The sequence below is a fragment of the Clavibacter sp. MX14-G9D genome (genome assembly GCF_032917815.1).
Classification (GTDB): Bacteria; Actinomycetota; Actinomycetes; order Actinomycetales; family Microbacteriaceae; genus Clavibacter; species Clavibacter michiganensis_K.
This window is the reverse complement of sequence record NZ_JAVCVL010000017.1, coordinates 1-25,757: the sequence shown is the minus strand read 5'-3', so window position 1 is coordinate 25,757 and position 25,757 is coordinate 1. Positions and strand designations below refer to the sequence as shown.

The window sequence follows — 25,757 nt, the reverse complement described above, 5'->3', positions numbered from 1 at the left end:
GCGCGTCGCACGGGCTGCTCGGCCGCCGGCTGCGCGGCCAGCGCCACGAGGACGGCGGTCGCCGCGGCGAGCTCCTCCTCGGTGGGGGAGCCGCCGACCACGCGGACGCCGCCGATCGCGGCGTCCGCGTGGTCGGGGCCGGGGGCGGAGGGCACGTCGCTCACAGCGGGATGTTCCCGTGCTTCTTCGGCGGCAGGCTGGCCCGCTTGGTGCGCAGCGCCCGCAGCGCCTTGATGACCGAGGCGCGCGTGGCGGCGGGCTGGATCACGTTGTCGAGCTCCCCGCGCTCCGCGGCGAGGAAGGGGCTCGCCACGTTGTACGTGTACTCGTTGGCGAGTCGCGTGCGGACGGCGGCGACGTCCTCGCCGGCGGCCTCCGCGCGCTTGATCTCGCCCCGGTACAGGATGTTGACCGCGCCCTGGCCGCCCATCACCGCGATCTCGGCCGTCGGCCATGCGAGGTTGATGTCGGCGCCGAGCTGCTTGGAGCCCATGACGATGTACGCGCCGCCGTACGCCTTCCGCGTGATGACGGTGACGAGCGGCACGGTGGCCTCCGCGTAGGCGTACAGGAGCTTGGCGCCGCGGCGGATGACGCCCGTCCACTCCTGGTCGGTGCCGGGCAGGTAGCCGGGCACGTCGACCAGGGTGAGGATCGGGATGGAGAAGGCGTCGCAGAACCGCACGAAGCGGCTGGCCTTCTCGCCCGCCTCGATGTTGAGGGTGCCCGCCATCGCGTTCGGCTGGTTCGCGACGATGCCGACCGAGCGGCCCTCGACGCGCGCGAAGCCGACGATGATGTTCGGCGCGAACAGCGGCTGGGTCTCGAGGAACTCGCCGTCGTCGACGACCAGCTCGATGATGGCCTTCATGTCGTACGGCTGGTTCGGGCTGTCCGGGATGATCGTGTCGAGCCGCAGGTCCTGCGCGGTGATCTCGAGGTCGGCCGTGCGGGGGAACTCCGGCAGCTCGGCCAGGTTGTTGTCCGGCAGGAAGCCGAGGAGGGTGCGCGCGTAGTCGAGCGCGTCGTCCTCGTCGCTCGCGAGGTAGTGCGAGACGCCCGAGACGCGGTTGTGCGTGAGGGCGCCGCCCAGCTCCTCGAAGCCGACCTCCTCGCCCGTGACGGTCTTGATGACGTCGGGACCCGTGACGAACATGTGGCTGGTCTTGTCGACCATGATCACGAAGTCGGTGAGCGCGGGGGAGTAGACGGCGCCGCCCGCGGCCGGGCCCATGATGAGCGAGATCTGCGGGATGACGCCCGAGGCCCGCGTGTTGAGCCGGAAGATCTCGCCGTACTTGCCGAGGGCGACGACGCCCTCCTGGATGCGCGCGCCACCCGAGTCGAGGATGCCGATGATGGGCACGCCCGTCTTGATGGCGAGCTCCATGACCTTGATGATCTTCTCGCCCGCGACCTCGCCGAGGGAGCCGCCGAAGATCGTGAAGTCCTGCGAGTAGACGGCCACCTGGCGGCCGTTGACGGTGCCGGTGCCGGTCACGACCGAGTCGCCGTAGGGGCGCTTCGCGTCCATGCCGAAGGCGTGCGTGCGGTGGCGGACGAACTCGTCCAGCTCGACGAAGGAGCCGTGGTCGAGGAGCTGGTCGATGCGCTCCCGGGCGGTCATCTTGCCGCGCGCGTGCTGCTTCTCGATGGCGGCCTCGCCGCTCGCGGTGACGGCCTCGTGGTAGCGCCTCTTCAGGTCGGCGAGCTTCCCGGCGGTCGTGTACATGTCCGGGGCGCCGGCGTCCTCGTCTGGCTCGTGTGCAGTCACCCGCCTCACTGTACCGGCGGCCATGGGCCCCGCCGTTGTAGGGACCGCACAGAAGGCGGCGCGTCCCGGGTGCGGTCTCCTCCTGATCCGGTCGCTACGGTGACGGCATGGACCTCCCGCTCAGCCGCCTCGCCGCCCCGCGCCTCGTCGCCCTCGACACGGTCGGCTCGACCAACGACGAGCTGTCGCGGCGGGCGACGGCGGATCCCTCCGCCTGGCCCGACGGCTCCGTCCTGCTGACGCTCGACCAGACCGCCGGGCGCGGGCGGCGGGGACGGACGTGGGTGGCGCCGCCCGGTCGGACGCTCGCGGTGAGCGTGCTCTGCGCGCCGGGACGCACGGACCTCGACCCGGGCTGGCTGCCCCTCGTCGCGGGCCTCGCCCTGGTGGCGACGCTGCGCGAGGTCGTCCCGGCGCCCGCCGAGGTGACGCTGAAGTGGCCGAACGACGTGCACGTGGACGGGCGGAAGGTCTCCGGGATCCTCGGCGAGCTCGTCGCCCCGGGCCGGGTCGTCCTCGGGACGGGGCTCAACCTCACGCTCGAGGAGCGGGACCTGCCGACCGCCACCTCCACGTCCCTCCTGCTGGCGGGCGTGCGGCGGCCCGACATCGACGGGATCCTCGCCGCGTACCTCGCGGCGTTCCGCACGCGGTACCGGGCGTACGCCGCCGCCGACGGCGACGCAAGGACCGCCGGCCTCGTCGACGAGCTGGGGCGCACGTGCGCGACGATCGGGCGGGACGTCCGCGTCGAGCTGCCGGGCGGCGGGGAGCTGCTCGGGCGCGCGACCGGGGTGGACGACGACGGGCGCCTCACCGTGGAGTCCGCCGGGGATCCGGCGGTCACGTCTGTCGCCGCCGGGGACGTGACGCATCTGCGGTATCAATGAGGCATGGCGCACACGGGTGACACGCAGCGGTACGCACCCGGGGAGGGCGGTCGGGCGCTGCCCGTCCGCGGCGGACGCCGGGCTCGTCGCAAGGCCGAGAAGGAGGAGCGCCGGCGCATCGCCGACGACGAGGCGGCCCGCCTGACGTCGTCGCACGACGTCGATCCGCGCCTCGGCCGGCCCGTCGCCCCGCCCGCCGCGCCGCCCCAGCAGGTGGTCGCCGCCGACCCGGAGCGCGTCCTCGTCCGGCTCCGGCCGCACGGGCGCGCCCTCACCCTCCCAGTGCTCCTGCTCTTCGCGATCTGCCTCGCCGCCGGCTACTTCGGCGCGTGGTTCCCGGAGCCGTGGGAGAACATGCTGCTGCTCGTGTCCCTCGCCGGCGTGGGCGTGTTCGTCACGGTCCTGCCGGTGCTCGTCTGGCTCAACCGCCGCTACATCGTCACGACCCGCCGGCTCGTCGTCTCGCACGGCTTCTTCGTGCGCACGCGCCAGGAGCTCCTGCACTCGCGCGGCTACGACGTGACGCTCCGGCGCGGACCGCTGCAGCACCTGCACCGCAGCGGCAACGTGACGATCAACGCCGGGCTCGAGGCCCCCGTGGTCCTCCGCGACGTCCCGTCGGCCGGGCTCGTCGTGCAGGCCCTGCAGGACCTCATGGAGGAGAACGCCAACATGGTCGCGGAACGGCGCCGCCAGGAGGAGTCGCGTCGCGGGCGCCCGGGGGACGCCGCATGGCGGCAGCAGGACGATGCCCGGTCCGCGTGGCCGGACGACACCCAGCCCTGGCAGCGGTCCTGACCGCCCGCCGGATAGCACCCACGCGGCCACCGGCTCGGCGCCGGGGTGGCGATGCCCGCGGCTCCCGCGGCTGCCGCGGCTAGGGGACCGCGATCCGCTCCGGCTCCGCGGCGTCCTGCGCGAGAGGCGCCGCCGTGCGGGACGCGTCGGAGGACCGTGCTTCGGAGTCCCGCGTCGCGGCCGCGTGGCGTCGCGCCGGGGAGTACACCCACTGCCGGTACAGCACGAAGCGCACCGCGGATCCGAGCCCCAGGCCGATGACGTTCGCGGAGACGTTGTCCGCGAGCGGGGACGTGAGCCCCAGCACGTAGTGCGAGACGTAGAGGCAGCCGAGGCCGATGGCCATGCCGACGAGGCTCACGGCGAGGAACTCGAGCGCCTCCCGGCCGCGCCGTGCGGTGCGGTCGGCCCCGAAGGTCCAGTACCGGTTGCCGACCCAGTTCACGGCGATCGCGACGACGGTGGAGGCGGCCTTCGCGAGGATCGGTCCGGCCTCGACGGCGTCCGGGTGGAAGACGGTCGCGCGCAGCAGGTTGAAGACCCCGAGGTCCACCAGGAAGCCCAGGCCGCCGACGAGGCCGAAGCGGGCGATCTGGACGCCGAGCGACGCGAGGGAGCGGCGGGGGGACATGGGCGGGGTCCGTCCTGGATGGGGGAGGATGGCGGGTGGCGTGACGGACGATGCTACCGGCTGGTGGCGCGACGGCTGTCGCGCCGACGCCCGTAGGCGCCCTCGGGCCCCCCACCTTCGCAGAGGAGCACACCATGACGCCCATCGTCGGAGTCGTCGGCGGCGGCCAGCTCGCCCGGATGATGATCGCCCCCGCCGTGGAGCTCGGCATCGGGATCCGCGTGCTCGCCGAGGCCGACGGCATGTCCGCGGCCCTCGCCGCGACCGCCGTCGGCGACTACCGCGACCTCGACGCGGTCCGCGAGTTCGCGCGCGGGGTCGACGTGATCACCTTCGACCACGAGCACGTGCCGCAGCACGTGCTGCGCGCGCTCGTCGCCGAGGGCGTCGCGGTGCACCCCGGGCCGGACGCCCTGATGGTCGCCCAGGACAAGCTCCTCATGCGCGAGCGCCTGGAGCAGCTGGGCGTCCCGGTGCCGGTCTGGGCGCGCGTCGCCGACCGCGCCGCGCTCGCCGCCTTCCTCGCCGACAACGGCGGGGTCGCCGTCGTGAAGACGCCGCGCGGCGGATACGACGGGAAGGGCGTGCGGGTCGTGCGATCGGCGGACGAGGCCGAGGACTGGTTCGCCGCGCTCGGCGCCGGTGACGCCCTCCTCGCCGAGGAGCTCGTCGACTACGCCCGCGAGCTCGCCCAGTCCGTCGCCCGCCGGCCCTCCGGGGACATCGCCGCGTGGCCGGTCGTCGAGTCCATCCAGCGGGACGGCGTCTGCGCCGAGGTCATCGCGCCGGCGCACGGTGCGAGCCCGCGCCTTCGCGAGGCGGCCGAGGAGATGGCCCGCGGGATCGCGGAGGGCCTCGTCGTCACCGGCGTCCTCGCGGTCGAGCTGTTCGAGACCGTCGACGGCCGCCTGCTCGTGAACGAGCTGGCCATGCGCCCGCACAACACCGGGCACTGGTCGATGGACGGGGCGGTGACCGGCCAGTTCGAGCAGCACCTGCGCGCCGTGCTGGACCTGCCGCTCGGCTCCCCGCGCCCGCTCGCGCCCTGGTCGGTCATGATCAACGTCCTGGGCGGCCCCGAGGAGGGCACCGTCGCGGACCGCTATCCGCGCGCGTTCGCGGACCAGCCCGAGGCGCGCTTCCACTTCTACGGCAAGGAGCCCCGGCCCGGCCGCAAGGTCGGCCACGTGACCGTGGTCGGCGACGACCTCGACGAGACCGCGTACCGCGCCCGCGCGGCCGCCGCGTTCTTCCGGGGCTGACGCGCGGCCGCGCCCGGCCTCCCCGGCGCGCTCCGGCGGCGGCTGCGTGGCGAGGCCGGGCACTCGGGATCCGGCACCTAGCATGGAGCCCGTGAATCCCGACACCCCTGCACTCGTCGGCCTCGTCATGGGCTCCGACTCCGACTGGAACGTGATGGAGAAGGCGTCCGTCGCGCTCGACTCCCTCGGCATCGCCCACGAGGTCGAGGTCCTGTCCGCGCACCGCACGCCCGAGCGCATGATCGCCTACGGGCAGGCCGCGCGCGAGCGGGGGATCCGCGTCATCATCGCCGGCGCCGGCGGCGCCGCCCACCTGCCCGGCATGCTCGCCTCGGTCACGACCCTGCCCGTCATCGGCGTCCCCGTGCCGCTCGCGACCCTCGACGGCATGGACTCGCTGCTGTCGATCGTCCAGATGCCCGCGGGCGTCCCGGTCGCCACCGTGTCCATCGGCGGCGCGGAGAACGCGGGGCTCCTCGCCGCGCGGATCCTCTCGACCTCCGACGCGCGCATCGCCGACGCCCTCGCGCGCCACCGCACGGAGCTCGCCGAGCTCGTCGAGCGCAAGGACGCCGCGCTGCGGCAGAAGTTCTCGTCGCGCGCGTGAGCCTGACCCAGCCCATCCGTCACCCGGACAGCCGGTCGCCGCGGATCATGACCACCCGGGCCTGGTGGCTCGTCGTGCTGAACGTGCTCATCCCCGGATCCGCCCAGGTCCTCGCGGGGAACCGCCGCCTCGGCCGCATCGGCCTCGCCTCCACGCTCGTCGTCTGGGGCATCGCCGTCGTCGTCGGCGGGCTCGCGCTCTTCGCGCGCGGCGCGCTCATCCAGCTCGTGTCCGAGGAGTGGCTGCTCGTCGTCCTGCAGGTCGTGCTCGCGGCCTACGCGGTGCTCTGGGTCGTGCTGGCCCTCGACACCCTGCGGCTCGCCCGCATCATCCGGGTGGCGCCCCGGGCCCGGCCGGTCATCGCGGCGCTCTCCGTGCTCCTCATGGTGGGCACCGCGGGTTCCGCCGCCTACGCGGCCTACGTCGTCGGCGTCGGCCGCGGCGCACTCGGCGGGATCTTCGGGGACTACGCCAGCGAGGCGCCCGTCGACGGGCGGTACAACATCATGCTGCTCGGCGGCGACGCGGGGAGCGACCGCGCGGGCCTCCGCCCCGACAGCATCACGGTGGTCAGCATCGACGCCGACACCGGGCAGGCCACCATGGTCGGCCTCCCGCGCGACATGGAGGACGTGCCGTTCTCCGACGGCTCGCCGCTCGCGGCGCGGTACCCGGACGGGTACCGGCGCTGCGACGTGGACGCCTGCATGCTCAACTCCATCTACACGGAGGTCGAGGTCTACAAGCAGGACCTCTACCCCGACGCGGTGGAGCGCGGCAGCCTCCCCGGGATCGAGGCGATGCGCGAGGCCGTGCAGGGCGTCACCGGGCTGACGATCCAGTACTACGCGCTCATCGACATGGAGGGCTTCTCCGAGATGGTCGACGCGCTCGGCGGCATCGAGATCGACGTGCAGCGGCGCATCGGCATGGGCTCCGGGCACGACGAGCAGTTCAACCCGGTCCCGATCCCCGAGTGGATCGAGCCGGGGAGGCAGCGGCTCGACGGCTACCACGCCCTCTGGTACGCGCGCTCCCGCTACCAGACCACGGACTACGACCGCATGGCGCGCCAGCGCGAGGTCCAGCAGGCGGTCGTCCAGCAGTTCGACCCCGCCAACGTGCTCACCAAGTTCGACGCCATCGCGGACGCCGGCCAGCAGGTGGTCAAGACCGACATCCCGCGCGGGATGCTGGGCTACTTCACCCGGCTGGCGCTGAAGACGAAGGGGCAGCCCATCGACGACCTCGAGATCGTGCCGCCGCGGTTCGACTCGCAGGACCCGGACTTCCCGGCCATCCGGCAGGCGATCCAGGACCGGTTCGCGGAGGGCTCCGCGGGCTGACCCGCGCCGCGCCTACAGGTCGGCGTGCAGCTGCCAGACCTTCTCGGCGGCATCGCGCCAGCTGAAGGCGCGGGCCCGGTCCTGGCCGACGACGGCGAGGCGCTCGCGCGCGGCGGCGTCGGAGAGCAGGCCGCCGATGGCGTGGGCCAGGCGCTCGGGGTACCCGTCGGCGTCGTCCCGCGGCACCACGACGCCCGCGTCGGCCGCGACCTCGAGCAGCGCGGGCGCGTCCGAGTGCACGACGGGCGTGCCGAACGACAGCGCCTCGACCACGGGCAGGCCGAAGCCCTCCGAGAGGCTGGGGTGCACGAATACCGTGGCGCGGTCGAGGGCGACGGCGAGGTCGGCGTCCGAGAGGGATCCGAGGCTGCGGACGCGCGACGGGTCGACGCCCGCCTCGTCCGCCACCTGGGCGAGCTCGACGTCGCCCCACGCGGCGGGCCCGACGATGAGGAGGGGGAGGTCGCCCGTCTCGGGTCGCGCCAGCGCCTGCACGAGCGCCTGCACGCCCTTCCGCGGCTCGAGGCTGCCGACCGTGAGCAGGTAGTCGGCGGGGAGGTCGAGCTCGGCGGCGCGGGCCCCCGGGTCCTCGGGCAGCGCGATGCGCGGGCTGACGGCGCCGCCGATCACCCGCACGCGGTCGCCGAGGTCGACGTACCGCGCGAGCTCCTCGGCCAGCGCGTGCGACGGCACGACCACGGCGTCGGCGTGCTTGCGCGCCCGCTTGGCCATGGCCTTCGTCCAGGAGACGGAGGCGCTCGTCATGCTCTCGGGGTGCGTCCACGCGTTGACGTCGTGGATGGTGGCGACGATCTGGTCGTGCGTGTTGACCCGGTCGTGGCGTCGGAGCGGCGCCAGGAGGCTCGGAGCGTGCACCATGCCGGTCGTCCCGGGCGTGGGCAGGCCGAGCTGCCACGCGCGGGAGAGCTCACGGCGGGGGAGCGGCACGCGCGTGATGCGGGCGAGCCCCGGCAGCCGCGCCTCGAGGTCGGCCGTCTGCTCCGGCGTGATCGCGGAGACGACGCCCTCGACCTCGCAGCCGCTCGGCGTGGCGGCGACCACGGCGCTCGTCAGGTCCTCGGCGTAGCGGCCGATGCCGCCGGGCGTGGGTCCGGTCAGCTGGTCGATGATCACGCGCAGCGTGGTGGTCACGGTCCTCCATCGCGCGGGTGTCGGGTCGGCCCGCGGGAGGACCATCGTACCGACGGCCGGCGCGGGCGCCCGGGAGGAGCGCCGGGGCGTCAGCCCTGGCGCATCCGCTCCACGGCCTCCTTGGAGGGGCCGTCGAAGGCGACCCTGCCCGACTGGATGAGGATGCCGCGCTCGCACAGGTCCGAGACCATGTCGAGGTCGTGGCTCACGACCACGAGGGTCTTGCCCTGGTCGTGCAGCTCGCGGATCTTCGCGAGGCACTTGCGCTGGAACGGCTCGTCGCCGACCGACAGGATCTCGTCCACCAGCAGGATGTCGACCTCGGTGTGGATGGCGACCGAGAACGCGAGCCGGAGGAACATCCCCGAGGAGTAGTGCTTGACCTCGGTGTCGATGAACTTCTCGATCTCGCTGAAGGCGACGATCTGGTCGAAGCGCGCATCGATCTCGTGCTGCTCCATGCCGAGGATCGCCGCGTTCAGGTAGATGTTCTCGCGCCCGGACAGGTCGGGGTGGAAGCCCGCGCCCACCTCGATGAGGCCCGCGATGCGTCCGCGGGCGAGCACCTCGCCGCTGTCCGGCTGGTAGACGCCCGAGATGAGCTTCAGGAGCGTGGACTTGCCGGAGCCGTTGAACCCGAGCAGCGCCACGGACTCGCCGGGACGCACGGAGAAGCTGACGTCCTCCAGCGCGTCGAAGGTGCTGGCGAGCGGCTTGCGGCGGACGGCGGCGATCACCGTCTCCTTGATGGAGTGCGTGTGGCGCAGCAGGAACGACTTCCGCACGTTCTCCACGATGATGCGCGGGAGCGCGTCCGACTCAGAGGTCCTGGGCAAAGCGCCCCTCCAGCTTCTTGAAGACGAGCTGCCCGAGCAGGAGGCTCAGGAGCGAGACGCCGAGGGCGATGAAGCCGTACATCCACAGGTTCTCGGGCAGGTCGCCCGTGCCGCCGGTGGTCGGGTACCAGAAGCCGGCGTGGAAGAGCTCGACCGCGGCCGTGACCGGGTTCAGCTGGTAGACCACGAGCAGCCAGTCCGGCAGCTGGTCGCGGACCTGGGCGAAGGGGTAGAGCACCGGGGAGGCCCACACGACCACCATGACGATGAGCTCGACGAAGTTCTGGGAGTCGCGGAACGAGACGTTGGCGGCGCCGAACAGCATGCCGAGGCCGATGGCCAGGGTGCCGATGATGGCGACGCCCAGCAGGATCCCCAGGACCTGCACCGGCGTCGGCGCCCACCCGACGAAGAGGCAGACCACCAGCAGGATCACCAGCTGCGGCAGGAAGTTCACGAGCGCCACGAAGGTGCTCGACACCGGGAACAGCTCCCGCGGCAGGTAGATCTTCTTGATCAGCGCCCCGTTGTCGACGAGCGACTTCGTCGAGTTGGAGAACGCCTCCGTGTAGAAGTTGATGAGGATGATGCCCGAGAACAGGTAGATCGGGTAGTTGACCTGGTTCTGGTTGAGCCGCAGGAACACGCCCATCGCGATGAAGAACACCGCGAACTGCGCCGCCGGCTTCACGTACGACCACAGCCATCCGAGCACCGAGCCGCGGTACCTGACCTGCACCTCCTTGCGCACGAGCAGGGAGAGGAGGTAGCGGCGACGGTAGACGTCGAGGAGGCCCGCGCCCGTGCCGGGCCTCGAGAACTCCCGCGCCTCGGAACTCGTCATGCTCGACACGTCGGTGGTGCCCTTCGGACTGCGTGGGGTCCGCGCGGGGCGCGGAGCGGGGACGGGGACGGCGTCCGGGATCGGACCGGACACGAGTGTAGCCGTCAGGGTGCCCGGAGGACGCCGTGGGCGGCGGCGTCGGACAGCGCCTCCCGCCAGTCCCGCAGCGGGGCGAGCCCCACGCGCGCCCAGCCGTCGTGGCCGAGCACGGAGTACGCGGGGCGGGGCGCCGGCCGCACGAAGGACGCGCTGTCGGTGGGCCGCACGCGCTCGGGATCGAGTCCCGCCTCGGCGAAGACGGCCCGCGCCAGGTCGTACCAGGTGGCGACGCCCGACGACGTCCCGTGGAACACGCCCGCGGGAGCGCCGGCCTCGACGAGCTCGACGAGGCGCGCCGCGAGGTCGACCGTCCACGTCGGCTGCCCGCGCTGGTCGTCGACGACGGACACCGTCTCGTGCGTCCCCGCGAGCCGCAGCATGGTCGACGGGAAGCTCGGGCCCCCCGCGCCGTACAGCCAGGCGGTGCGCACGACGCTCGCGCCCGCCGGGTGGCCCGCGAGCACGAGCCGCTCGCCCTCGGCCTTGGTGCGGCCGTAGGCGGAGACGGGAGCGTGCGGGGCGTCCTCCGGGTACGGCGCGTCGGCGGAGCCGTCGAACACGTAGTCGGTGGACACGTGCACGATGCGGGCGCCCTCCCGAGCGGCGGCCCGCGCGAGGACGCCGGCGCCCGTCGCGTTGACGGCGCGGGCCTCCTCCTCGTGCTCCTCGGCCGCGTCGACCGCGGTGTACGCCGCGAGGTTCACGACCACGTCGTGGCCGGCGACCGCGGCACGGACCGCGGCCTCGTCGGCGATGTCCAGTTCGGAGCGCGTGGGCGCGGTCACGTCGTGGCCGGCGAGGGCCGGGAGGAGGTCCTGCCCGAGCATCCCGCGGGCGCCGGTGACGAGGATCCGGCTCACGCGGGCAGCTCGGCGCGCTGCTTCAGCGGCTCCCACCACGAGCGGTTGTCCCGGTACCACTGCACGACGTCGGCGAGGCCCTGCTCGAACGGCACCTGGGGCGCGTAGCCGAGCTCGCGCTGGATCTTGGAGATGTCGACGGAGTAGCGGAGGTCGTGGCCCTTGCGGTCCTCGACCCGGTCGACGTACGACCAGTCGCGGCCGGTGGCGTCGAGGAGGAGCTGCGTGAGCTCGCGGTTCGTGAGCTCGGTGCCGCCGCCGATGTTGTAGATCTCGCCGGGCGCGCCCTGCACGAGCACGAGCGCGATGCCGCGGCAGTGGTCGTCCACGTGCAGCCAGTCGCGGATGTTGAGGCCCTCGCCGTAGAGCGGCACGTGCCGGTCGTCGATGAGGTTCGTGACGAACAGCGGGATGACCTTCTCGGGGAAGTGGTACGGCCCGTAGTTGTTGGAGCAGCGCGTGATGGACACGTTCAGCCCGTGGGTGCGGTGGTACGAGCGGGCGAGCAGGTCGCTGCCGGCCTTGGAGGCGGAGTAGGGGGAGTTCGGCTCGAGCGGCCGCTCCTCGTCCCAGGAGCCCTCGGCGATGGACCCGTAGACCTCGTCGGTGGAGACGTGCACGAAGCGCCTCAGGTCGTGGCGGAGGGCGGCGTCGAGGAGCTTCTGCGTGCCGAGCACGTTCGTCTCGACGAAGATGCTGGCGTCGCGCACGGAGCGGTCGACGTGGCTCTCGGCGGCGAAGTGCACGACCGCGTCGACCTTCGGGATCCACTCGTCGAGCACGGCGTCGTCGCGGATGTCGCCGTGCACGAACGTGTACCGGGGCGAGTCGCTGACGGGGGCCAGGTTCTCGAGGTTGCCGGAGTAGGTGAGCGCGTCGAGCACGATCACGTCGGCGCCCTCCAGCCCGGCGTAGTGGTCCTGGAGCGCGTGGCGCACGAAGTTGGAGCCGATGAAGCCGGCGCCGCCGGTCACGAGGATCCTCATGGGGGATACGTCCTTCGGTAGAGGCGCCGGGCGGGTGGGCCGGCGTCATGGACCGGCGTTCGGGCGCCGGGCGCTCGATCCTATCGAGCGGGGCATGCGCGGCCGAGGGGACCGCTCCCCCCACATCAGGGGTGCGGCGCCCCGCGGGCGCGGCCGGGACGGGCGGGGCATCATGGACGCGTGCCCCGGATCACCCCCGTCGCCCGCCTGCGGGAGCTCCTCGGCGACCGCCGTGTGCGGTTCCTCCTCGTCGGCGGGTTCAACACGGGCTTCGCCTTCGTGCTGTTCGCGGCGCTGGAGGCGACCGTCGGCCGTGCCCTCGACCGGGCCGGGAACCCCGTCGCGGGATCCCTGGTCCCCCTCCTCGGCAGCTACGCGGTCGCCATCGCGGTCGCCTTCGCGCTGTACCGCCGGCTCGTCTACCGGGTCCGCGGCCACCTGCTGCGGGACCTCGGGCGGTTCGTCTCCGTATACCTCGTCTCCATCGCCCTGAACGCCGTGCTCCTGCCGGTGCTCGTGGCGCTCGGGGTCCCGCGGCTCGGGGCGCAGGCGATGCTCGTCGTGCTCATCACGGTCGTGAGCTACGTCGGGCACGGGCGGTTCTCGTTCCGGCGCCCGTCCCCCGGAGAGGGGGAGCCCCCGGACGGTCCGTCGGGCGCGGGCGCCGCGGGGCCGGCCTGACGCGTTGCTAGGGTCGGCTCCGTGCAGATCCGCGAACTCGCCGTACCCGACGCGTACGAGCTCACCCCCGTCCAGCGCACCGACGACCGGGGCGTGTTCCTCGAGTGGTACCGGTTCGACGAGATCCAGGAGGCGGTCGGCCACCCGCTCGACCTCCGCCAGGCGAACATGAGCGTGTCGAGGCGGGGCGTCGTCCGCGGCGTCCACTTCGCCGACGTCCCGCGCGGCCAGGCCAAGCACGTGAAGGCCGTCTCCGGCGCCGTGCTCGACTTCATCGTGGACATCCGCGTGGGCTCGCCGACCTTCGGCCAGTGGGACAGCGTGCGCCTCGACACAGAGAGCCACAAGGCGGTCTACATCTCCGAGGGCCTCGGCCACTGCTTCGTCGCGCTGACCGACGACGCCGCCGTCACGTACCTCGTGAGCGACGTCTACAACCCGGCGGCCGAGCACGGCATCACGCCGCTCGACCCCGACCTCGACCTCCGCTTCCCCGAGGAGGCCGGCGAGGCGCTGCTCTCCCCGAAGGACCTCGAGGCGCCCACCCTCGCCGAGGCGGCTGCCGCCGGGCTCCTCCCCACCTGGTCGGACATGCGCGCCTTCCACGACTCCCAGAAGGTGAGCTGATCCCGTGAAGGGCATCATCCTGGCCGGCGGTTCCGGCACGCGGCTGTGGCCGATCACGAAGGGCATCAGCAAGCAGCTGATGCCGATCTACGACAAGCCGATGATCTACTACCCCCTGTCGACGCTGATGATGGCCGACATCCGCGAGGTGCTCATCATCACGACGCCCGAGTACAACGACCAGTTCCGGGCGCTGCTCGGCGACGGGTCGCACCTCGGCATGCGCATCGAGTACGCCGTGCAGCCCTCGCCCGACGGCCTCGCGCAGGCGTTCGTCATCGGCGAGGAGTTCATCGGCGACGACTCCGTGGCGCTCGTCCTCGGCGACAACATCTTCCACGGCGCGGGCCTCGGCACGAGCCTCCGGAAGAACACCGGGATCGACGGCGCGCTGATCTTCGCGTACCACGTCGCCGACCCGACGGCCTACGGCGTCGTGGAGTTCGACGACGACTTCACGGCCGTCTCCATCGAGGAGAAGCCGGCTCAGCCGAAGAGCGCCTACGCGGTGCCCGGCCTCTACTTCTTCGACAACGACGTGGTCGAGATCGCCAAGTCCATCGAGCCGAGCGAGCGCGGCGAGCTCGAGATCACCGCGGTCAACGACCACTACCTCCAGGCGGGCCGCCTGCGCGTGCAGGTGCTCGACCGCGGCACCGCGTGGCTCGACACCGGCACGTTCGAGAGCATGATGCAGGCCTCCGAGTACGTGAAGGTCATCGAGGACCGCCAGGGCTTCAAGATCGGCTGCATCGAGGAGATCGCGTACCGCGCCGGGTGGATCGACCTCGACCAGCTCCGCGAGCTCGCGGCCCCGCTCATCAAGAGCGGCTACGGGAGCTACCTCGCGGCCCTCGCCGAGGCGGCCGCCCAGCCCGGGCGCTGACCGGCCGTCCGGCCGCTCCCCGCTACCATCGGGGGAGCCCGGCGCGCCTCCCGGTCGACCCCGTCGCCCGGCGCACGCCGACGTCCGCCCTCCCGAGGGGGCGCGCGGACGATGACCGAGGAGAGGACCGGATGCCGTCCGACGTGGAGCGCAGCGCGCGCATCGTCGCCGTGGTCGTGGCCTTCGACCGCCGCGAGCTCGTCCAGGAGACCCTGGCGGCGCTCGCCGCGCAGACCGTGGCGCCGGCCGCGATCGTGGTGGTCGACAACGCCTCCTCCGACGGCACGGCCGACGTGATCCGGGAGCGCTTCCCGCAGGTCGACCTCGTGGTGCTGCCGCGGAACACGGGCGGGGCCGGCGGCTTCACCGTGGCGATCGCGCGGGCGCTGGCCGTCCACGACGCCGACGCCGTCTGGCTGATGGACGACGACACCGTCCCGGACCCCGGAGCCCTCGCGGCCCTGCTGGCCACCCGCCGTCGCGCGCCCGTCGGCACCGTCGTGCTGGCCTCCGCCGTCCGCTGGGTCGACGGCCGTCCGCACCCGATGAACACCCCGCGCGTCCGGCCGGGCGCCTCGCGGTCGTCGCGCGAGCGTGCGGCCGCGCACGGCGCGTACCCGGTCCGGAGCGCCTCGTTCGTCTCGCTGCTCGTCGAGGCCGCCGCGGTCCGGCGCCACGGACTCCCGGTCGCGGACTACTTCCTGTGGAACGACGACTTCGAGTACAGCACCCGGCTGCTGCGCCGCGGGCGCGGCTTCGTGTCCTCCGCGAGCACCGTCGAGCACCGGACGCGCACCTTCGGCGCCGCGGACGTCGATCCCGGGGCCCGCTTCTTCTACGAGGTCCGGAACAAGGCGTGGCTCATGCGCCTGTCGCCGTCGCTGACGGCGGCGGAGCGCGTGCTGTACACGGGCGCGGCGCTGCGCTCGTGGACCCGCACGATCCTCCGCTCGGGAGACCGGCGTGTGCTCCTGTCGGGCCTCCTGCGCGGGCTCCGGACGGGCCTGCTCACGCGCCCGCGTCCGAACGTCATCGTGCTCGCGGGGCTCGGCGCCGCGAGCGAGGACGTCGCCCGGGTCGAGGCGGACGCGGGGGCGCGCGCGTGACGGAGCCCTTCACCCTCCTCCTCCCCGTCTACTCGGGCGACAAGCCCGACTACTTCGTGCGGGCGTTCCGCAGCTCCGTCGAGCAGCAGACGCTGCGCCCCGACCAGGTCGTCGTCGTGCAGGACGGACCCGTCTCCGCCGCCCTCTCCCGCGCGGTCGACGAGGCCGTCGCCGCGTCGCCGGTGCCGGCCTCCGTCGTCCGGCTGGCCCGGAACGCCGGGCTCGCCCACGCGCTCGAGCGCGGCCTCGACGCGTGCGACCACGACGTCGTCGCGCGGATGGACGCCGACGACATCTCCCTCCCCGAGCGCTTCGCGCGGCAGCTCGAGCTGATGGGCACGGGTCTCGACCTCGTGGGGACGGGCATGTACGAGTTCGCGGACGAGGTCGGGACCATCGTCGGCACCCGCACCCCGCCGACCGGCGCCGCGCGCATCGGCGGGTACGCCCGCTTCCACGACCCGTTCAACCACCCGACCGTCGTCTACCGCCGCTCGGCCGTGCGCGCCGCGGGCGGCTACATCGACATCGGCCTGATGGAGGACTACTACCTCTTCGCGCGCATGGTGCAGCAGGGCGCCCGGGTGGAGAACATCCCGGAGCCCCTCGTCATGTACCGCGTGAGCGACGGCGCCTACGCGCGCCGCGGCGGGCTCTCCCAGCTGCGGGCCGAGCTGCGGCTCCAGCGCGAGTTCCGCCGCCGCCGCTTCACCACGCCGTTCCAGGCCCTCCGCAACGTCGCGATCCGCGGCGGCTACCGGCTCGTGCCCGAGCGGCTGCGCCGGTGGGCGTACGGCCGGGTCTTCGCCGGGGGGTCCGGCGCGGGTCGCGTCGGCCCCTGAGCCGGGAGGGTACCCTGGGGTCGTCGCGCCGCGACGACCCCCCAGACATGAAAGGGACCCGTTCTCCATGGCCCATGACCTCGTAGTAGTCGGATCCGGATTCTTCGGCCTCACGATCGCGGAGCGGGTGGCCGAGGAGCTCGGCCTCCGGGTGCTGGTCATCGACCGCCGCGACCACATCGGCGGCAACGCCTACAGCGAGGCCGACCCGGAGACGGGCATCGAGGTCCACCGCTACGGGGCGCACCTGTTCCACACGTCCAACGAGCGCGTGTGGGAGTACGTCAACAGGTTCACGGAGTTCACGCCCTACGTCCACAAGGTCTACACGAACCACCGCGGCGAGGTGTTCCCGCTGCCGATCAACCTCGGCACGATCAACCAGTTCTTCCGCGCGGCGCACGGACCGGAGGGGGCGCGGCGCCTCATCCAGGAGCAGGCGTCGGAGCTCGAGTCGGGCGACGCCCGCAACCTCGAGGAGAAGGGCATCAGCCTCATCGGGCGTCCGCTCTACGAGGCGTTCATCCGCGACTACACGGCGAAGCAGTGGCAGACCGACCCGACGGAGCTCCCGGCCGAGGTCATCTCCCGCCTCCCCGTCCGGTACGACTACGACAACCGCTACTTCAACGACGCGCACGAGGGCCTGCCCGTCGGCGGCTACACCGCGTGGATCGAGCGCATGGCCGACCACCCGAACATCGAGGTGCGCCTCTCCACCGACTTCTTCGACGAGTCGCAGGAGATCACGAAGTCCTCCACCGTCGGGCGCGTACCCGTCGTCTACACGGGTGCGATCGACCGCTACTTCGACTACTCGGAGGGCGCGCTGTCCTGGCGGACGCTCGACTTCGAGCGGGAGGTCCTGCCGATCAAGGACCACCAGGGGACCCCCGTCATGAACTACGCCGACGCGGACGTGCCCTACACGCGGATCCACGAGTTCCGCCACTTCCACCCGGAGCGCGACTACCCCGAGGACAAGACGGTCATCATGCGCGAGTACTCGCGCTTCGCCGAGCGCGAGGACGAGCCGTACTACCCCGTCAACACGCCGGACGACCGCCAGGGCCTCCTCCGCTACCGGGAGCTCGCCGCGGCGGAGGACGGCGTCTACTTCGGCGGCCGCCTGGGCACCTACCAGTACCTCGACATGCACATGGCCATCGGCTCGGCGCTCACGATGTACGAGAACGTCCTCAAGCCGGTCCTCGCGCCGGTCGCGACGGAAGGATCCTGATCATGGCGGACGCCCTCATCGAGGCCACGGGCCGGGACGAGGCGCTGCTGCTGCAGCGCGTCATCTTCCCCACGGACCACGACCCGGACACCGTGCCGCTCTACGTCGACGCGGACTACTGGACGAGCATCCCGGTCGTCGACCGCCGGAAGCACGGCACGAACATGCAGGTCATCGACGCCGACCACGACCGCGCGGTGGTGCGCCTGTCCGACATCGGGATCCTCAGCGCGATGGACGGCGAGGGCGGCTTCCGCGTGCCCCACCGCCGCAAGGTCTCGTTCGGCACCTACTTCAACGCGTTCCCCGCCGCGTACTGGCGCGCGCACACGTCGCTCGCGTCGGTCGTGCTCGAGGTCATGACCGAGGGCCAGGGGCAGGTCATCGTCTACCGCTCCAACGCGCGCGGCGTGATCCAGAAGGTCGAGGGCCGGGTCCTCGACGGCGCCACCACGAGCACCTTCGAGCTGCCCTTCACCAACTTCGCCGACGGCGGCTGGTACTGGTTCGACCTCGTGGGCGAGGAGGCCGACCTCTCGCTCGTGCAGGCGGCCTGGTTCGCCCCCGCGGGCACCGTCACCCGCACGGGCTCGACCGGATCCGTGAGCCTCGCGGTCACGACGCTGAACCGCGCCGAGTACTGCGTGAAGCTCCTCACCGACATCGGCGCCAACGCCGAGGTGACCCGGCTCATCGACAACGTCTTCGTCACGGACCAGGGCACGCAGAAGATCGTCGACCAGCCCGAGTTCCCGCGCGCCGAGGAGCTTCTCGGCGGCCGCCTCCGCGTCATCGACCAGGCCAACCTCGGCGGCTCCGGCGGATTCTCGCGCGGCATGTACGAGACGCTGCAGGCCGGCGAGTCCGACTACGTGCTCGTCCTCGACGACGACATCACGATCGAGCCGGAGAGCATCCGCCGTGCGCTGAAGTTCGCCGACTACGCGGTCAAGCCGACCATCGTCGGCGGCCACATGTTCGACATGTACGACAAGGGCAAGCTCCACGCGTACGCCGAGGGCTTCGACATGTGGAACTTCATGTGGGGTCCGGTCACGCCGACCCGCCACGACTTCCCCTCGTCGAACCTCCGCCAGACCCGGTGGATGCACCGCCGCGTGGACGCCGCCTACAACGGCTGGTGGATGTGCCTCATCCCCGTCGAGACCATCCGCGAGATCGGGCTGTCGCTGCCCGTGTTCATCAAGTGGGACGACGCCGAGTACGCGCTGCGCGCCCGCGAGCACGGCGTGCCGACCGTCACGCTCCCGGGCGCCGCGGTGTGGCACGTCTCCTGGGTCGACAAGGACGACTCGCAGGACTGGCAGGCGTTCTTCCACGCCCGCAACCGGCTCATCGTGGCGCTCCTGCACTCGCCGTTCCCGCGGGGCGGGCGGCTCCTCACCGCGAACCTCGCCACCGACGTGCGGCACCTCATCTCGATGCAGTACTTCGCCCTGGCGGCACGGCATGAGGCGTACCGCAACATCCTCCGCGGACCCCGCGGGCTGCACCAGGACATGGTCACGCGGCTCGCCCGCACGCGGGAGCTCGCCACGCGCTTCACCGACGGCGTCGCCATCAAGGACCGCGACGAGCTGCCCGCCGTCGAGGGCACGCTCGCGTCCCGCCGCCGACCCCGCCAGTACCGCGCGCCGAACGCCCTGACGCGCCCGGTGTGGCTGGCGCGCGTCGTGCTCCGTCACGCGTTCACCCCCGTGAAGCCGGCGGCGCAGAGCGCTCCCGAGGCGCACCTCGCCTTCGCGGACGCGCGCTGGTGGGTGGTGCCGAACTACGACAGCGTCCTCGTCTCGAACGCCGAGGGATCCGCGGCCCTCCTGCACCGCCGCGACCCGGCGACCTTCCGCCGCATGCTCGTCACGAGCATCGTGCTGCGCGCCCGCATCCTGGCGCGCTGGCCGCAGCTGCGGGCCGCGTACCGGGCCGCCCTGCCCCGCATCACGAGCGAGCGGGAGTGGGCGCGGAGCTTCGGCGTCACGCCGCCGCGCGACGGGCGCTGACCCTCCGGCGCGGCCCCGGCGTCCACGCCGGGCCGCGCGGCGGGTTCGCCGCCCGGCGTCGTCCCGCCCGTCCCGGCGGACCGGTCGCGCCGACCAGCGGTTAGCATGTCCCAGCGGGGCGCGCTTCGGGCCCCCGGGAGCGGGGGCGTCAAGTGCGACGGATGAGGGGATCCGCGCGTCGGATGGTGGCGGTCATCGCCGCGATCGCGACAGCGTGCGGGATCATGATGGCGGGGGCCGTCGGCGGGCCGGAGGCGGCGCAGGCCGCGGACATGTCCGGATTCCGCGCCGGCGCGATCATCTCGGATGCCGTGTTCTTCGACGAGGGCACGATGAGCGCGCCGCAGGTGCAGGCCTTCCTCGCCCAGCGCGTCGCCGCGTGCCGCTCCGGCTACACCTGCTTGAAGGACTACCGGCAGGACACGTTCTCCCGCGGCGCCGACCCCATGTGCGGCCCGTACCAGGGGGCCCGCAACGAGAGCGCCGCCGACATCATCGCGAAGGTGGGCCGCGCCTGCGGCATCAACCCGCAGGTGCTCATCGTGCTCCTCCAGAAGGAGCAGGGGCTCGTCCTGTCCACGGCGCCGTCGGCTCGCGCCTACCGGTCCGCGACCGGCTACGGATGCCCCGACACCGCCGCCTGCGACGCGCAGTTCTACGGCTTCTACAACCAGGTCTACAAGGCGGCGTGGGCGTTCCAGCGCTACTCCAACCCGGCCGGCACCGGCCCCGGCACGTCCTGGGGCACCCGCTACACGCGCTACGCCAAGGGCACGACGGTGCAGGTGCTGTACCACCCGGACGCGTCGTGCGGCAGCAGCGCCGTCTACATCTCGAACCAGGCGACCGCCAGCCTGTACTACTACACGCCGTACCAGCCCGACCGGCAGGCGCTCGCCTCCGGCTACGGCACGGGCGGCCGCTGCTCCTCGTACGGCAACCGCAACTTCTACGCGTACTTCACCGACTGGTTCGGCTCGAGCTCCTTCGACGTGCGGGGCTGGATCGGCGACAAGTACCGCTCGGTCGGCGGCGCCTCCGGCATCCTCGGCGCGCCCGTCGGTCCCGAGCGGGCCGTGCCCGGCGGCGCCGCGCAGGACTTCCGGAACGGCTCCATCGTGTCGTCCGCCGCGGGCGCCTTCGTGGTCCGCGGCTGGATCCGCGACGCCTGGATCCGCGGAGGCTCCTCCAGCGGGGCGCTCGGCGCTCCGCTCGGGGACGAGCAGGCCCTCCCCGGGGGAGCGGTGCAGCGCTTCGGCGGCGGGTCGGTGTACTCCTCCGCGGCCGGCGCCCACGCGGTGCGCGGATGGATCGGCGACCGCTTCACCGCCGCGGGCGGCGCGGGCGGGGTGCTCGGCTTCCCGACCACCGACGAGCTGTCCGTGCGCGGCGGCGCACGCCAGACCTTCAGCGGGGGCGACGTCGTCGCCTCGTCCGCCGGCGCGTTCGTGGTCCGCGGCTGGATCGGCGACCGCTACCGGGCGCTCGGCCGCGACTCCGGGGTCCTCGGCTTCCCGCGCGCGGACGAGAGGACCGTGCCGGGCGGCGCCTCGCAGGACTTCACGGGCGGCCTCGTGTCGGCGACCTCCAGCGGCACGAGCGTCGTCCGCGGCTGGATCGCCGACGCCTACCGCGCCCGCGGGGCCGCGGGAGGCGCGTTCGGCCTCTCCACGGCCGACGAGCGGGCCACCGCGCAGGGCGCGCAGCAGCAGTTCCAGGGCGGCCGCTTCTACTCGTCCGCCCGCGGCGCCTTCGGGGTGCGGGGCTGGATCGGCGACCGGTACGTCCAGGCGCGCGAGCAGTCCGGCGTCCTGGGCTCGCCGACGGGCATCGAGACCGCCGTGCCGAACGGCGCCGCGCAGGCCTTCACGGGTGGCGGCATCTACTCGTCCGCACGCGGCGCCTTCATCGTGCGCGGCTGGATCGGCGACCGGTACGTGGCGCTCGGCGCCGCGACCAGCCGACTGGGCCTGCCGCTCGGGGAGGAGCGCGCATCCGGGGGCGACGTGATCCAGGAGTTCACGGGAGGCCGGATCGTGGTGGGCGCGCAGGGCGTGCAGGTCGTCTACGGCTAGTCCCGCCGCATGACGAGGACCGTGCACCCCGGGGTGCACGGTCCTCGTCGTCTGCCCCCCCCGTCCCAGGGTCCGCCCCGATCCGGCGGTCCGCGACGTCGGCGTCCCCGCGTCGGCGGCGACCGGTGCGGCACCGCGCGGAGGGCGACCCTGCGGACGGACGACGCGTCGGCGGTGCCGGCGCGTCAGCCGAGGGTGCCGCGGAGGACGGAGCGGCGCTCCGGCCCGACGGCGCCGGCTGGCGGCATGCCGCCCGGGCCGACGACGACCGCCGTCACCGGGGTCACTCGGAGGCGCCCTGGTCCCGCTCGAACTCGACGATCTGCGACACCGGGTCGAACGGCGTGCGCCAGCCCCAGGTCGACACGCGCTCGACCGTGAGGTCGTACGCGTCCGCCGCGTAGGGGTAGTCGAAGAGCTGGACGCGACCCCACGAGCTGCCGGCCCCCTCCATGTCGGACGCCAGGGTCACGACCGTGGAGGAGCGCTCGACGCCCGCGAGGGACCCGCCACGACGCTGCACCCAGATGTTGTCGGGGCCGCTCTCGCCGAACGTGGTCGCGAGGACGGGGCGCTCGATGATGCCGTGCGCGATCGACACGGGCCGCTGGCAGGGGAACCAGAACGACGAGGTCCAGGTGACGGCGGTCGGCGCGCCGGGGGCCGCGAGGTCGTTGAAGGGGACCGGGTCGACGAGCACGGGCGCGGTGAACCCGAACCAGCCGTCCGTGCCGGTGGTGCCGTCCTGCGCATCGAGGCGGATGGTGTCGCCCGGCGTCAGCCGCGACGGGTCGATCGCGATGGTGCGCCACCCGGGTCGGTCCACGGTGTCCTCGACGGCGACGCCGCCCAGGTCGACGACGCGGTCCTCGGAGTCCCGGATCTGCAGGCGCAGGCGGTCGGCGTCCCCCGTGGCGAGCTCGCCCCCGACGAGCACGGCGATGCGCTGCTGGGCGGTGGTCTCGGGGACGCGGTACCAGGGGGTCGTCATGCGGCCCACGGTGTCGCCGCCCTCGGCGTAGCTGCCCCACAGGGCGACGCCGTCGGCGACCGCGGGCGGCGGGTCCGAGCTCGGCCAGCCGCCGCCCAGAGCGAACGAGCCCGGCTCGGCGGCCTCCGCCTCGTCGCCCTCGTCGACCGCGAGGGCGCTGCCCGCGCTCGCGTCCCACGTGGTGATGGCCGCACCCGTGAGGCACTGCGAGCCGTCGGGATCCTCGAGGTTGGCGGCGCCCACCGAGTAGCCGTCGAGCCCGCGAGCCGCGGCCAGGGAGAACGTGCCGACCAGGTAGCCGCCCGTGACGAGCGCGAAGACGGTCGCGAGGGCCGTGACCGCCCAGAGGCCGCTGGGCTTGGACCAGGCGCGGCCGGCGCGGCGCTGCACGAGGACCGCGACGCCGACGGCCGCGGCCGCCACGAGGATCCAGATGGGCAGGGCGCCGAAGCGGATCGGGCCGAACCCCGGGTCGCGGCCGTCGCCGAACATGCCCTGGCCCCAGGCGTACGCCCACGAGTTCGGACCGTGCAGGGAGAACACGATGACCGGGATGAGGCTCGCCACGGCGAGCGGCGTCAGCCACCACGGGGCGCGCCGGCCGTGGAGGAGGCCCGCGACGATGCCGGGCGCGAGGACGAGGAGCAGGGTGACGAACAGCGGACCCACGGAGGAGATGGCGCCGAAGTGGTGGGTCCACTTGCTGGGCGTGATCCAGAGCAGCACGAACGAGAGGGCGAGGCCCCAGCCCGCGAGCTCGAGCGGGGCCGGGATCAGCCGCGCGGCGCGCGGCGACATGCGCGACGCGGCGTAGGTCGCGACCCACCACACGAGCAGGACGAGCGCCAGGAGCACGACGGACCGCTTCGCGTACGACCCCATGGGGATGTCGTTCATGAGCAGGGCGTAGCGCGACCACTCGTCGAGCCAGGTGAGGGGCGTCTCGACGGCGGCGAAGCGCTTGGGGCCCGTGAGGGCGTCCGACAGCGTCGCGTCCGCGAAGGCCGCGAAGAGCGCGACGGACCCGACGGAGAGCACGGCCATCGTGCGGGCGGCGGCCGCGAGGCGCGAGCCCCCTTCCGACGCGAGGCGCCAGAAGCCGGGGATCCCGAGCAGGAGCGGCGCGAACGCGACGATGCCCGTGGGGTGCGCCGCGAAGGCCAGCCCGGCGACCAGGGCGGCGATGGCGGCGGGGAGCAGGGTCGAGCGGTCCCGCGAGCGCAGCACGAGGGCGAGGACGATCACGCCGCCGAGCGACCCGAGGATCTCCGGGCGGCTGCCGATCGTGTAGGAGAGCCACCAGATGAGGAAGGTCAGCGCGAGCAGGCCGCGGGCCCAGAGGCGCGCACGGCGCGAGAGGCGGACGACCGCGCGCTCGAGGAGGTGGCGGGACACGAACCAGGCCGCGATGCCCGCGAGGAGGGCGGGCGTCCGGAGCCAGACGGGCGAGCGCCCGCCGAGCTCCTGCCAGGCGCCGAGGAGCTGCCAGAACCACGTGAAGGGCGTGAAGGACTGGTTGAACATCTGGTAGTAGTTGCCGACGAACCCGGCGACGCCGTCGTTGAGCGACATCGCGGCGTAGTAGCCGTCGTCGTCGGTCATCGGGCCGATGAAGATCCAGAGCGCGAGCACCGCGACGACCACGGCGTCCACGGGGCGGAGGGCGCGGAGGACCCGGGACAGCGGGCGGCGGCGCTCGGGGGCCGCGGCGGACCCGCCGGGCTGGGAGGAGGCCGTCGCGGACGGGCGTCCGTCCCGGAGCACCGCGCCCCCGGAAGCCGGAGGGCCGGCGGCGTCGGCCCGGGCGTCCCGGCGGCGGCGCCGGAACCGGTCGTCGCGGGCGAGGAGCACGAGGGCGGCGGCGAGGCTCAGCCACATGAGCACCATGACGGCGATCTTGATCCCGCTGGGCGTGCTGTCGAAGTCGTCGACCACCTGCACGCCGACGGCGAGGTCGGACGGCGCGTCGAGGGACGTGACGCTGGAGACCAGGGCGTCGATCTGCGGCGGGAGCGTGCCGGGGAGGTCGACGACGCGCGTGCCGTCGGCATCGAGGGTCAGCCCGTGGACGTCCGAGTGCAGGGCGTAGGAGACGTCGTCGCCGGCCCGGAGGGGCAGGCGCTCGGAGACGCCGTCGACCTCGAGGGTGAGCGCGGTGCCGCTGGCGGTGAGGACGAGGCCGTCGACCGCCGCCTCGGGCTCGGCGGGATCGATGGTCGCGAGCAGGACGCCGTCGTCCGTCGCGGCGGCGGCCTCCACCGCCCGGGACGTGAAGGACGCGTCGAGGGAGTGCGGCGTCTGGTTGGTGAGCAGGAGGGAGGTGCTGCGGATGTCGGACGCGTCCTGGGGCCATGCCACGCGCACGTCGGCGGTGTCGACGGGGGCCAGCGCGAGCAGGCCGCCGGAGGCGATGGCCACCGCGCCGAGGAGGCCGGCGAGGAGCGCGGGCCGCGGCCGGCGGCTGGACCTCCCGGTGAGCTCGGGGGACTCGGGCGCGGGCGCGGGGGAGGAGGACGGCACAGTGACCCGAGGGTACAGGATCGGGTCCCCCCGATCCCGGACGGTAGCCTGATCCGATGACCGCCGTCCCCAGCGCCTCCCGTCGGGCCCTGCTGGTGATGGGCGCCACGGTCGTGACGGGCCTCGTCACGTACGTGTTCCTCGGCATCGTCTCCCGGGGCCTCGCCGCGCTCTCCCCGGACGCCGCGTCCGGCGACGCCGCGTTCGACATGTTCTCCGTGTTCTGGTCCGTCGCCCTCGTCGTGGGCTTCGGCCTCTTCCTGCCCGTCGAGCAGGAGCTCGCGCGCCTCGGCGCGCACGGCCTCGACGTGCCCGCCGCCGTCCGGTCGGCCCTCGGCCTGTCCGCCGTGGTCGCGCTCGCCGGCGTCGCCGTGGTCGCGGCCGCCGCGCCCCTGCTCCTCGCCGCGGGGATGCCGCCGGGGCTCGTGGTCGCCTACGCGCTGATCGCCCCGGTCAGCGCCCTGCAGTTCACGGCGCGCGGGGCCATGGTCGCCCGCGGCGACGTCCCCGCGTACTCCCGCGTCCTGCTCGCGGACTCCGGCCTGCGCGTCGTGCTGGCCCTGGCGGCGCTCCTCCTGCTGACCGCGCTCGACCTGCCGGACGCCGTCGCCTGGTTCGCCGCCGCGCTCCTCGCCGCCATCGCGCTCGCGCACGTGCCGGTCCTCCTCCGCCTCCGCGCCCGC

General features: G+C 73.3%; 23 protein-coding genes. 14 read left to right on the top strand and 9 right to left on the bottom strand.

Features of this window, described 5'->3' with window-relative positions; genetic code table 11:
• Both Q6969_RS03395 and Q6969_RS03390 read right to left on the bottom strand, forming a co-directional pair.
• Positions 1-101, bottom strand: a 101-nt coding sequence (locus tag Q6969_RS03395; RefSeq protein WP_317229180.1) for an acyl-CoA carboxylase epsilon subunit, incomplete at its 3' end; no start/stop codon positions are given.
• Between the two features lie 59 nt (positions 102-160).
• Complete coding sequence (locus Q6969_RS03390) at positions 161-1,798, bottom strand: acyl-CoA carboxylase subunit beta (RefSeq protein WP_317229179.1); 1,638 nt, start codon at positions 1,796-1,798, stop codon at positions 161-163.
• A gap of 83 nt (positions 1,799-1,881) precedes the next feature.
• Here Q6969_RS03390 and Q6969_RS03385 point away from each other — a divergent pair, with 83 nt between their 5' ends.
• On the top strand, positions 1,882-2,664 hold the full coding sequence (locus Q6969_RS03385) for a biotin--[acetyl-CoA-carboxylase] ligase (protein WP_317229178.1): 783 nt from the start codon (positions 1,882-1,884) through the stop codon (positions 2,662-2,664).
• Positions 2,665-2,667: 3 nt separating this feature from the next.
• The gene (locus Q6969_RS03380; RefSeq protein WP_317229177.1) at positions 2,668-3,462 is read left to right on the top strand and encodes a PH domain-containing protein; all 795 of its coding nucleotides are present in this window, start codon (positions 2,668-2,670) and stop codon (positions 3,460-3,462) included.
• A gap of 79 nt (positions 3,463-3,541) precedes the next feature.
• Here the strand turns inward: Q6969_RS03380 and Q6969_RS03375 are convergent, their stop codons facing one another.
• The gene (locus Q6969_RS03375; protein WP_317229176.1) at positions 3,542-4,093 is read right to left on the bottom strand and encodes a GtrA family protein; all 552 of its coding nucleotides are present in this window, start codon (positions 4,091-4,093) and stop codon (positions 3,542-3,544) included.
• 134 nt (positions 4,094-4,227) lie between these two features.
• Between Q6969_RS03375 and Q6969_RS03370 the strand changes: the two genes are divergently transcribed.
• The 3 genes from Q6969_RS03370 to Q6969_RS03360 all read left to right on the top strand — a co-directional run bounded on the left by Q6969_RS03370 (position 4,228) and on the right by Q6969_RS03360 (position 7,308).
• Entirely contained in the window at positions 4,228-5,355 is a 1,128-nt protein-coding gene (locus Q6969_RS03370) for a 5-(carboxyamino)imidazole ribonucleotide synthase (RefSeq protein WP_317229175.1), read from the top strand.
• 82 nt (positions 5,356-5,437) lie between these two features.
• Complete coding sequence (gene purE, locus Q6969_RS03365) at positions 5,438-5,962, top strand: 5-(carboxyamino)imidazole ribonucleotide mutase (RefSeq protein ID WP_317229174.1); 525 nt, start codon at positions 5,438-5,440, stop codon at positions 5,960-5,962.
• Complete coding sequence (locus tag Q6969_RS03360; RefSeq protein ID WP_317229173.1) at positions 5,959-7,308, top strand: LCP family protein; 1,350 nt, start codon at positions 5,959-5,961, stop codon at positions 7,306-7,308. The genes purE and Q6969_RS03360 overlap by 4 nt, the downstream gene beginning before the upstream one ends.
• A 12-nt stretch (positions 7,309-7,320) precedes the next feature.
• Here Q6969_RS03360 and Q6969_RS03355 read toward each other — a convergent pair whose 3' ends face one another.
• The 5 genes from Q6969_RS03355 to rfbB all read right to left on the bottom strand — a co-directional run bounded on the left by Q6969_RS03355 (position 7,321) and on the right by rfbB (position 12,085).
• Complete coding sequence (locus tag Q6969_RS03355) at positions 7,321-8,460, bottom strand: glycosyltransferase family 1 protein (RefSeq protein WP_317229172.1); 1,140 nt, start codon at positions 8,458-8,460, stop codon at positions 7,321-7,323.
• Positions 8,461-8,549: 89 nt separating this feature from the next.
• Entirely contained in the window at positions 8,550-9,296 is a 747-nt protein-coding gene (locus Q6969_RS03350; protein WP_317229171.1) for an ABC transporter ATP-binding protein, read from the bottom strand.
• Positions 9,280-10,149, bottom strand: coding sequence for an ABC transporter permease (locus Q6969_RS03345; protein WP_317229170.1), 870 nt, complete (start codon positions 10,147-10,149; stop codon positions 9,280-9,282). The genes Q6969_RS03350 and Q6969_RS03345 overlap by 17 nt, the downstream gene beginning before the upstream one ends.
• 95 nt (positions 10,150-10,244) lie before the next feature.
• Positions 10,245-11,099 carry a dTDP-4-dehydrorhamnose reductase gene (gene rfbD, locus Q6969_RS03340; RefSeq protein WP_317229169.1) on the bottom strand — a complete coding sequence of 285 codons (855 nt, stop codon included), beginning with the start codon at positions 11,097-11,099 and terminating at the stop codon, positions 10,245-10,247.
• Positions 11,096-12,085, bottom strand: coding sequence for a dTDP-glucose 4,6-dehydratase (gene rfbB, locus Q6969_RS03335; protein ID WP_317229168.1), 990 nt, complete (start codon positions 12,083-12,085; stop codon positions 11,096-11,098). The genes rfbD and rfbB overlap by 4 nt, the downstream gene beginning before the upstream one ends.
• A gap of 180 nt (positions 12,086-12,265) precedes the next feature.
• Here rfbB and Q6969_RS03330 point away from each other — a divergent pair, with 180 nt between their 5' ends.
• The 8 genes from Q6969_RS03330 to Q6969_RS03295 all read left to right on the top strand — a co-directional run bounded on the left by Q6969_RS03330 (position 12,266) and on the right by Q6969_RS03295 (position 21,563).
• Positions 12,266-12,766 carry a GtrA family protein gene (locus tag Q6969_RS03330; protein WP_317229167.1) on the top strand — a complete coding sequence of 167 codons (501 nt, stop codon included), beginning with the start codon at positions 12,266-12,268 and terminating at the stop codon, positions 12,764-12,766.
• A gap of 21 nt (positions 12,767-12,787) precedes the next feature.
• On the top strand, positions 12,788-13,393 hold the full coding sequence (locus Q6969_RS03325; protein ID WP_104290540.1) for a dTDP-4-dehydrorhamnose 3,5-epimerase family protein: 606 nt from the start codon (positions 12,788-12,790) through the stop codon (positions 13,391-13,393).
• 4 nt (positions 13,394-13,397) lie between these two features.
• On the top strand, positions 13,398-14,279 hold the full coding sequence (gene rfbA / locus Q6969_RS03320; RefSeq protein ID WP_317229166.1) for a glucose-1-phosphate thymidylyltransferase RfbA: 882 nt from the start codon (positions 13,398-13,400) through the stop codon (positions 14,277-14,279).
• Between the two features lie 131 nt (positions 14,280-14,410).
• Positions 14,411-15,385, top strand: a complete 975-nt coding sequence (locus tag Q6969_RS03315) for a glycosyltransferase (RefSeq protein ID WP_317229165.1) — start codon at positions 14,411-14,413, stop codon at positions 15,383-15,385.
• A complete protein-coding gene (locus tag Q6969_RS03310) occupies positions 15,382-16,227 on the top strand; it encodes a glycosyltransferase (protein WP_317229164.1) in 846 nt (281 codons plus the stop codon). The genes Q6969_RS03315 and Q6969_RS03310 overlap by 4 nt, the downstream gene beginning before the upstream one ends.
• Before the next feature lie 67 nt (positions 16,228-16,294).
• Positions 16,295-17,467, top strand: a complete 1,173-nt coding sequence (glf, locus tag Q6969_RS03305) for a UDP-galactopyranose mutase (RefSeq protein WP_317229163.1) — start codon at positions 16,295-16,297, stop codon at positions 17,465-17,467.
• Positions 17,468-17,469: 2 nt separating this feature from the next.
• The gene (locus tag Q6969_RS03300; protein ID WP_317229162.1) at positions 17,470-19,488 is read left to right on the top strand and encodes a glycosyltransferase; all 2,019 of its coding nucleotides are present in this window, start codon (positions 17,470-17,472) and stop codon (positions 19,486-19,488) included.
• 272 nt (positions 19,489-19,760) lie between these two features.
• Positions 19,761-21,563, top strand: coding sequence for a hypothetical protein (locus Q6969_RS03295; protein WP_317229161.1), 1,803 nt, complete (start codon positions 19,761-19,763; stop codon positions 21,561-21,563).
• 283 nt (positions 21,564-21,846) lie between these two features.
• Here Q6969_RS03295 and Q6969_RS03290 read toward each other — a convergent pair whose 3' ends face one another.
• Positions 21,847-25,074, bottom strand: a complete 3,228-nt coding sequence (locus Q6969_RS03290; RefSeq protein ID WP_317229160.1) for an arabinosyltransferase domain-containing protein — start codon at positions 25,072-25,074, stop codon at positions 21,847-21,849.
• A gap of 56 nt (positions 25,075-25,130) precedes the next feature.
• Between Q6969_RS03290 and Q6969_RS03285 the strand changes: the two genes are divergently transcribed.
• On the top strand, positions 25,131-25,757 hold a 627-nt coding region (locus tag Q6969_RS03285; protein WP_317229159.1), incomplete at its 3' end, for a hypothetical protein.